The organism is Pseudoalteromonas sp. TB64, assembly GCF_000498095.1.
Classification (GTDB): Bacteria; Pseudomonadota; Gammaproteobacteria; order Enterobacterales; family Alteromonadaceae; genus Pseudoalteromonas.
Genome location: NZ_AUTQ01000171.1, coordinates 1 through 4,353 on the forward strand (window position 1 = coordinate 1; position 4,353 = coordinate 4,353).

At 37.4% G+C, this 4,353-nt stretch carries 6 protein-coding genes; 4 read left to right on the forward strand and 2 right to left on the reverse strand.

Going from position 1 to position 4,353, the window contains the following annotated elements; translation table 11 throughout:
* Window positions 1-30: 30 nt before the first annotated feature.
* Window positions 31-792, reverse strand: a complete 762-nt coding sequence (locus L647_RS0114280; protein WP_024611512.1) for an IS5 family transposase — start codon at window positions 790-792, stop codon at window positions 31-33.
* A gap of 216 nt (window positions 793-1,008) precedes the next feature.
* On the opposite strand from L647_RS0114280, the gene L647_RS1000000126130 reads away from it, so the two are divergent.
* Window positions 1,009-1,161, forward strand: a complete 153-nt coding sequence (locus tag L647_RS1000000126130; protein ID WP_173399990.1) for a hypothetical protein — start codon at window positions 1,009-1,011, stop codon at window positions 1,159-1,161.
* 1 nt (window position 1,162) lies between these two features.
* Complete coding sequence (locus L647_RS1000000126725) at window positions 1,163-1,285, forward strand: hypothetical protein (RefSeq protein ID WP_011328745.1); 123 nt, start codon at window positions 1,163-1,165, stop codon at window positions 1,283-1,285.
* A 46-nt stretch (window positions 1,286-1,331) separates the two neighbouring features.
* Here the strand turns inward: L647_RS1000000126725 and L647_RS0114300 are convergent, their stop codons facing one another.
* Complete coding sequence (locus L647_RS0114300; RefSeq protein WP_024611682.1) at window positions 1,332-2,645, reverse strand: hypothetical protein; 1,314 nt, start codon at window positions 2,643-2,645, stop codon at window positions 1,332-1,334.
* A gap of 272 nt (window positions 2,646-2,917) precedes the next feature.
* On the opposite strand from L647_RS0114300, the gene L647_RS0114305 reads away from it, so the two are divergent.
* On the forward strand, window positions 2,918-3,496 hold the full coding sequence (locus tag L647_RS0114305) for a hypothetical protein (protein WP_029880491.1): 579 nt from the start codon (window positions 2,918-2,920) through the stop codon (window positions 3,494-3,496).
* A 38-nt stretch (window positions 3,497-3,534) separates the two neighbouring features.
* A partial coding sequence (locus L647_RS0114310; protein WP_024611684.1) for a class I SAM-dependent DNA methyltransferase occupies window positions 3,535-4,353 on the forward strand: 819 nt, incomplete at its 3' end.

Here is a 4,353-nt window from a genome sequence, read left to right on the forward strand (position 1 = left end):
TAGGGGCTGTTGATCTTTGTAGTATATATATTAATCAGCCCACATTGGTAGCCACATCATAGTAAATGCTAAAGCGAGCATGGAATGATAATTCCGTTCAAGCTTTTCATACCTTGTAGCTATCCCTCTATATTGTTTGATCCGACCAAAGGCATTCTCAACTAAGTGCCTATATTTGTACATGCACCAGTCAATATCTTCATTACCCACTAAACTGTTATCCTTGCGTGGAATAACGGGTGTAGCGCTATTATCACGAATAAACTCTCTTAGTTTTTCACTATCGTAGCCTTTATCTGCGACAACCACATTACTCGTTGGGCAATTGTCTACAAGTGACTCTGCATGGACGATATCATGCGTATTTCCACAGGATAATTCATAATAAACAGGCAATCCTCCGCTATCTACTGCAAGATGAATTTTAGTCGAATTGCCACCTCGACTCTTACCGATTGATTCATTGCCAGCGGTTCTTGCACCGCAACTATGCTGGTGAGCCCTGACAATACTGCCATCAATAAAGATCCAATCCATATCAGCATAGTGGGATAACACACGAAATAATTCATTCAAAATATCTTTTTTGGACCATAAATTAAATCGTCTATAGATAGCACTCCACGAGCCGAAATAAGACGGTAAATCTCGCCAAGGAATACCGGTACGCATCTTATAGAGTATGCCTTCGAGCGTTTTTCTATGCTCAGGCTTATTATAAATTCGACCACTTAAGTGCATTACTTTTGATAAGACATTCCATGTCGCGTCTGTTAACATTAATCTTGGCATGAGGGTTCGGTGTAACGTTTTTTAGCGAATTCAATTATACCTTATCCTCATGCTGTTTGTTTTTTATACCGCAAAGATCAACACGCCCTAGTTGTTTTAAAATAATTTCAATTTGGACTAACTCCCCCCCGCCCATTGTCATTGTGACTCATCCATAATTCATTTTGTTGGCAGAGGCTTCTGCCAATAACTTTTAAATCTAATGGAGAAAAAGAAATGAGTCACAAAAAAGTTCCAATGACACCAGATGCAGCCCGTCGTATTGTTAGCCATGAAGCAAAAAACAATGGTGGTAAGATTGCTAAGAATGGATTTGCAGCAAAAGCTATGCGTGCAGCTGCAAAAAATGCTAACAAAGGAGTGAAATAGTATGGATAAGCATGACGCAGATAACCACTCTAACCAATTAAACCCTGAAAATGATGCTTACTGGCAAAGCCGTGGTGAAGACGAAAGGCCAGATGATTGGCAAGAGCAGCTAGATGACGAATAGGTCAATTAGACATTGTTAAAATTAATAAAATGCCGACTAAAATTATTTAGCCGGCTTTTTTAGCATTTAAGAAGTCAGTAATATTTGACTCATAATAAGTGGGAATTTCTGAAAGTACTTTTTTAATAATAGCTTCAACTTCATGAGGTTCACAATTATCAAAAGCTGTATCAGATACAATTTTACCAACCAATTTATCTACGCCCAATGCAATTCTGAAAGCCATCTTTAATACATACCCAGAATCGACATTAGCATATTCATCTATCCTATCTAAAAACATGGCTAGTCTTTCATTACTAGGTACATCTTTTCCATTACGCCAACGTTTTAGCTGCGTATACTTTCTATCATCAAGAGATTCACTTAAATCAGCATTTTCAAGTTCATTGATATCTATGAACCTTGCTAAGTCTCTAAAGCCTGTTTTACCAACTAAATCCGTAAGGATTTTTTTATATTCAATTAACAAAGCTTCAAAACAAGTATTAATATTGTTATTGGTTGCAAACGCATAAATACTTCTCGTTATAGTACCAAGTTCATTTTTAAGGTTTTGTGGATCATTACCATATTCATATCTTAAACCTATTTCAAAATAGGTTATAGCCTCTAAATAAAAATCTAAGTTCATGAAACAATAGCTTTCAATAACGCTAAGAGTATCCTCTTTAGTTGGTTTTTTTAATCTTTCTGGATATTTTACTATATTGCCTAACGTACGAATTGCATGTTTAGGCACTTTCGTTTCACTTATCCAAAAAACATTTGCATGCTTATAAATAGCCACAGTATCTTCACGATCAATATCACCATTTTTTATTTTTTCTCGGAACGATTCTACGAAGGTAGCCTCGGTTTCACATCGTTTCTCAATAAAATGAAAGAGCGGCTTTAGTTCTTTATCTGATTCATCATTTGGGGCACTTAATTTATAAGATGGGATGGCAAATAACCAATTTACGGCATTAGAGCCAACCTTCGCACTTTTATCAATTTTATTTAAGTTTTCAGTTGTAAATATAGTATCAAACGGTATAGGCAAGTTTTTATAAAAGTCGACCAACTTTGAAATAACTCGCGGACTAACACCACCTCTGAACAGTGCAAACTTACTGGAGCGACCAATTTTTGAAGAAGTTTCAAAAACTGATTCAGCTAAATCTAAAAGTTGCTTTTGCGTGTGAGGTAAATTTAAAAGCTCCAAAGAGTCTTGTAGTGGAGGTAAAAAATAGTAACCAGACTTTTCTTCTTTAATTTTTATTTTATTATTGCTATCCGCACTATTAAATAGCTCTTCCTCGAACTGCTCTAAAAACGGTTTGGACCCTAATTTAGAAGAGTCTTGATTGCTGTCCATGTTATTCCTTTTACTACGGATGTATCTATTTTCGCAGGGTGAAAACAAGCTAAAAGTGTGACTTGTCCCATAATAAATTAAACTTTACCTCTATAACATTAATTTTTATGTCGCCACCATTAATATTGCACCATTTAAAAACTGCAAAATAATTGATTTATATCTTATTTTGTATCAATATTATTAACCTATAGGGTAGGCTGTTTCTGTATGCTACATATTATTTTAGCTACAAATAGTTTATAAATTTTATAAAAAAGGTATCAGCTCCAATGTTTACAGTACTTTGCGAGGTTGCTGATGTGTTTTCTGGCTATCCTTTTAGAGGAAGTATTCCCGCTGATGAACAAGGGGATGCGCACGTAGTTCAAGTTAGAGATACACGCGCCACAGGAGAAATTTTTCAGGATGAAATGGTTAAAGTAATACTTCCCGGTAAAAAGGCGCCAAATTGGCTACGTTCCGGTGATGTGCTGTTTGTTGCTAAAGGTGTAAAGCATTTTTCTGCTTTAGTTGATAGTTTGCCCGAAAAAACAGTCTGCTCTCCACACTTTTTTTTGATACGAGTAAAACCTGAGTATCAAAATCGAGTGAAACCTGAATTCATCTGTTGGCAATTAAACCAATTACCAGCTCAGCGCTATTTCAGCACCACCGCTGAGGGGTCGTTGCATTTAAGTGTGCGTAGGCAAGTGCTAGAAAACACCCCAATCAAGCTGTTAGATATTAAAGACCAGCAACTTATCGCAAATATGCATAAGTGCGCTACAAAAGAGCGCACTGCGTTATCTAAACTAATTGAAAATAAAGATAAAGAACAAGCAGCAATTGCATTGCAGTTACTAAATTAAGACGTTTATGATTAACTAAATTAAGGTATTACATAACTATGGCAACAACTATAAATCAAATCAATCAGGACGATATTAACAAAGCAGTATGGAACGCCTGCGACACCTTTCGTGGTGTGATCAGTGCCGATACCTATAAAGATTTCATTCTCACCATGCTGTTTTTAAAATATATCTCTGATGTATACAAAGACGAACACGCTAAGTTAGCTCAGCAATTCGGAAATAATAAAGCCCTAGTAGATGCAATGATGGCTAAGCAGCGCTTTGTGTTACCTGAAGGCGCGAGCTTTTGGGACTTATACGAAAAACGCTATGAAGCAGGCAACGGTGAGCGCATTGATAAAGCCCTTCATGCCATTGAAGAAGCTAATGGCAGTAAGCTTAAAAACGTATTCCAAGACATCAGCTTTAACACTGACCGCTTAGGCCAAGAAAAACAAAAAAACGATTTACTGCGCCACTTGCTAGAAGACTTTGGTAAAGACATTTTAAACCTAAGTACAGAGCGTGTGGGCAGCCTAGACATCATCGGTAATGCATATGAATACCTTATTAAACACTTTGCGGCTGGCAGTGGCGCGACCGCTGGCGAATACTATACCCCACCAGAGGTTTCAACCCTTCTCGCTACCGTTTTAGAACCTGTTGAGGGCGACCAAATATGTGACCCATGTACAGGCAGTGGCTCGTTGCTGTTAAAATGTGGCGCTATGGTGCGTAAAAACTCTGGCTCTAAAAAGTACGCATTATTTGGTCAAGAAGCGATTGGTTCAACTTGGGCACTCGCCAAAATGAACATGTTCCTACACGGTGAAGATAACCACCGTATTGAATGGGGCGACACCATTCGTAAC

Excerpts from the sequence above, each read along its gene's own strand:
- L647_RS0114280 (WP_024611512.1), bottom strand. The coding sequence starts at position 792 with ATGCCAAGATTAATGTTAACAGACGCGACATGGAATGTCTTATCAAAA.
- L647_RS1000000126130 (WP_173399990.1), top strand. The coding sequence starts at position 1,009 with ATGAGTCACAAAAAAGTTCCAATGACACCAGATGCAGCCCGTCGTATT.
- L647_RS1000000126725 (WP_011328745.1), top strand. The coding sequence starts at position 1,163 with ATGGATAAGCATGACGCAGATAACCACTCTAACCAATTAAACCCTGAA.
- L647_RS0114300 (WP_024611682.1), bottom strand. The coding sequence starts at position 2,645 with ATGGACAGCAATCAAGACTCTTCTAAATTAGGGTCCAAACCGTTTTTA.
- L647_RS0114305 (WP_029880491.1), top strand. The coding sequence starts at position 2,918 with ATGTTTACAGTACTTTGCGAGGTTGCTGATGTGTTTTCTGGCTATCCT.